Here is a 2,050-nt window from a genome sequence, read left to right on the forward strand (position 1 = left end):
GCCCGGCCCCTGACCCCACGCGGCCGCCGGCGCAAAGCGGCGGCCCTGGCCCGATCCGTCGCTTCAGCCGACATTGCGACGGACCGGGCCCCGGCTTTCAGGGGAAATTTCCATTGCCGACGGGATTCGCGTCACTGACGCAATTGGTGCAGACCCCGGCACCATCCGCCATGGAACAGGCGGACAGCGCGACCGACAAGGATGCAGCCGCAACCCGGACGATCAGCATCCGATGCGTGTTCCTGTTCATTCCACGCCCTCTTTCAAATATGACGGCGCCCCGGCCGAAGCCGCCTCCAGCGCCGCCCGCACGCCGTCGGCCCAGGCCGGATCGGCCTTGGCGAAATGGGCCAGTTGCCGTTCGACGATCTCCCGCGGCACGCCCTGCATCGCGGCGGCGATATTGGCGAAGAAGCGCGCCCGCTGGCCGGCATCGAACATCCGGAACAAAGCGGCCGGCTGGCTGTAATCGTCATTGCCCGCCCGATGGTCGTACCAGGCCGCGTCCCCGCTGATGCGCAATGGCGGTTCGGCGGCCGAACGGTCCTCCACCGGACCGCCGAAGGAATTCGGCTCGTAATACGCATCGGTGCCGCGCGGCGCGTCGAAGCGCATCGCCCCATCGGCATGATAGGTATGGACCGAAGCCGCGTGCGGCCGGTTGACCGGCAGCGCCTCGTAATGCGTGCCGACGCGATAGCGATGGGCGTCGGCATAGGCGAACAGCCGGCCCTGCAGCACCTTGTCGGGCGAAAACCCGATCCCCGGCACGATGTTCGACGGCGAGAACGACGCCTGCTCGATCTCGGCGAAATAATGCGCCGGATTGCGGTTCAGCTCCAGCACCCCGACTTCGATCAGCGGATAATCCTTGTGCGGCCAGACTTTGGTCAGGTCGAACGGGTTATAGGACGTCGTCTCGGCCTCCAGTTCCGGCATGATCTGCACATGGACGGTCCAGCGCGGAAATTCGCCGCGCTCGATCGCCTCGTACAGGTCCCGCTGCGCGCTCTCCCGATCCTGGGCGATCACCGCATTGCCTTCCGCATTGGTCCAGAACCGATGGCCCTGCTGCGTCTTGAAATGGAACTTGACCCAGAACCGCTCGCCCGCATCGTTCCAGAAGGAAAATGTGTGGCTGCCATAGCCGTTCATGAAACGATGGCCCTGCGGCAGGCCCCGGTCGGAAAACAGGATCGCAACCTGGTGCAGGCTTTCCGGGCTCAGCGACCAGAAATCCCACATCGCGGTGGCCGAACGCAGATTGGTCCGCGGATGGCGCTTCTGCGTGCGGATGAAATCGGGAAATTTCATCGGATCGCGGATGAAGAAGACCGGCGTATTATTGCCGACCAGGTCCCAGTTGCCCTCCTCGGTATAGAATTTCAGGGCGAAACCGCGCACGTCGCGCTCGGCATCGGCCGCGCCGCGCTCGCCCGCCACGGTCGAGAAACGGGCCAGCACCTCGGTCTGCTTGCCGATTCCCGAAAACAGGCGGGCACGGGAATAGCGGCTGATGTCCCGCGTCACCGTGAAGGTGCCGTAGGCGCCCGAACCCTTGGCATGGACCACGCGCTCGGGAATCCGCTCGCGGTTCTGGTGCGCCAGCTTCTCCAGCAACTGATAGTTTTCCAGCAGCAGCGGCCCGCGCGGGCCGGCACTCCGGCTGTTCTGGTTGTCGGGCACCGGCGAACCCGCCGTGGTGGTCAGTACCGGCCTGTGGGATATGTCGGACATTCTCGCTCTTCCCTTGCGCTCACAATGGCGTCACCGGCACGCTAAGGGACGCCATTCAATAACGAAAATCGATTCTCCATATCATCACGATAGGCAATACTTATGATATAGAGCAAGGCATGCAGACCACCTCCCTGTCCGGCCTCTCCCTGCGCGATTGCGAGTATGCGCTGACCGTCGCCGAAACCGGCCATTTCGGCCGGGCCGCCGAACGCTGCGGCGTCAGCCAGCCGGCGCTGAGCGAACAGATCCGCAAGCTGGAGGCCCTGCTGGGCTGCGCATTGTTCGAGCGCGGGCGCGGCGGCGCCCGCCC

General features: G+C 64.8%; 3 protein-coding genes. 1 reads left to right on the top strand and 2 read right to left on the bottom strand.

Translation table 11 applies throughout. The annotated features are described in order from the left end of the window. Positions 1 to 97: 97 nt before the first annotated feature. Together HUK84_RS16020 and HUK84_RS16025 are read right to left on the bottom strand one after the other, a co-directional pair. Positions 98 to 250 (bottom strand): hypothetical protein, encoded by a 153-nt coding sequence (locus HUK84_RS16020; RefSeq protein WP_176641174.1) that lies wholly within the window; start codon positions 248 to 250, stop codon positions 98 to 100. Next, the gene (locus HUK84_RS16025; RefSeq protein ID WP_176641175.1) at positions 247 to 1,737 is read right to left on the bottom strand and encodes a catalase; all 1,491 of its coding nucleotides are present in this window, start codon (positions 1,735 to 1,737) and stop codon (positions 247 to 249) included. The genes HUK84_RS16020 and HUK84_RS16025 overlap by 4 nt, the downstream gene beginning before the upstream one ends. A 119-nt stretch (positions 1,738 to 1,856) precedes the next feature. On the opposite strand from HUK84_RS16025, the gene HUK84_RS16030 reads away from it, so the two are divergent. Continuing rightward, positions 1,857 to 2,050, top strand: a 194-nt coding sequence (locus HUK84_RS16030) for a helix-turn-helix domain-containing protein (protein WP_176641176.1), incomplete at its 3' end; no start/stop codon positions are given.

This window comes from Nguyenibacter vanlangensis, from assembly GCF_013376155.1.
Classification (GTDB): domain Bacteria; phylum Pseudomonadota; class Alphaproteobacteria; order Acetobacterales; family Acetobacteraceae; genus Gluconacetobacter; species Gluconacetobacter vanlangensis.

Excerpts from the sequence above, each read along its gene's own strand:
- HUK84_RS16020 (WP_176641174.1), bottom strand. The coding sequence starts at position 250 with ATGAACAGGAACACGCATCGGATGCTGATCGTCCGGGTTGCGGCTGCA.
- HUK84_RS16025 (WP_176641175.1), bottom strand. The coding sequence starts at position 1,737 with ATGTCCGACATATCCCACAGGCCGGTACTGACCACCACGGCGGGTTCG.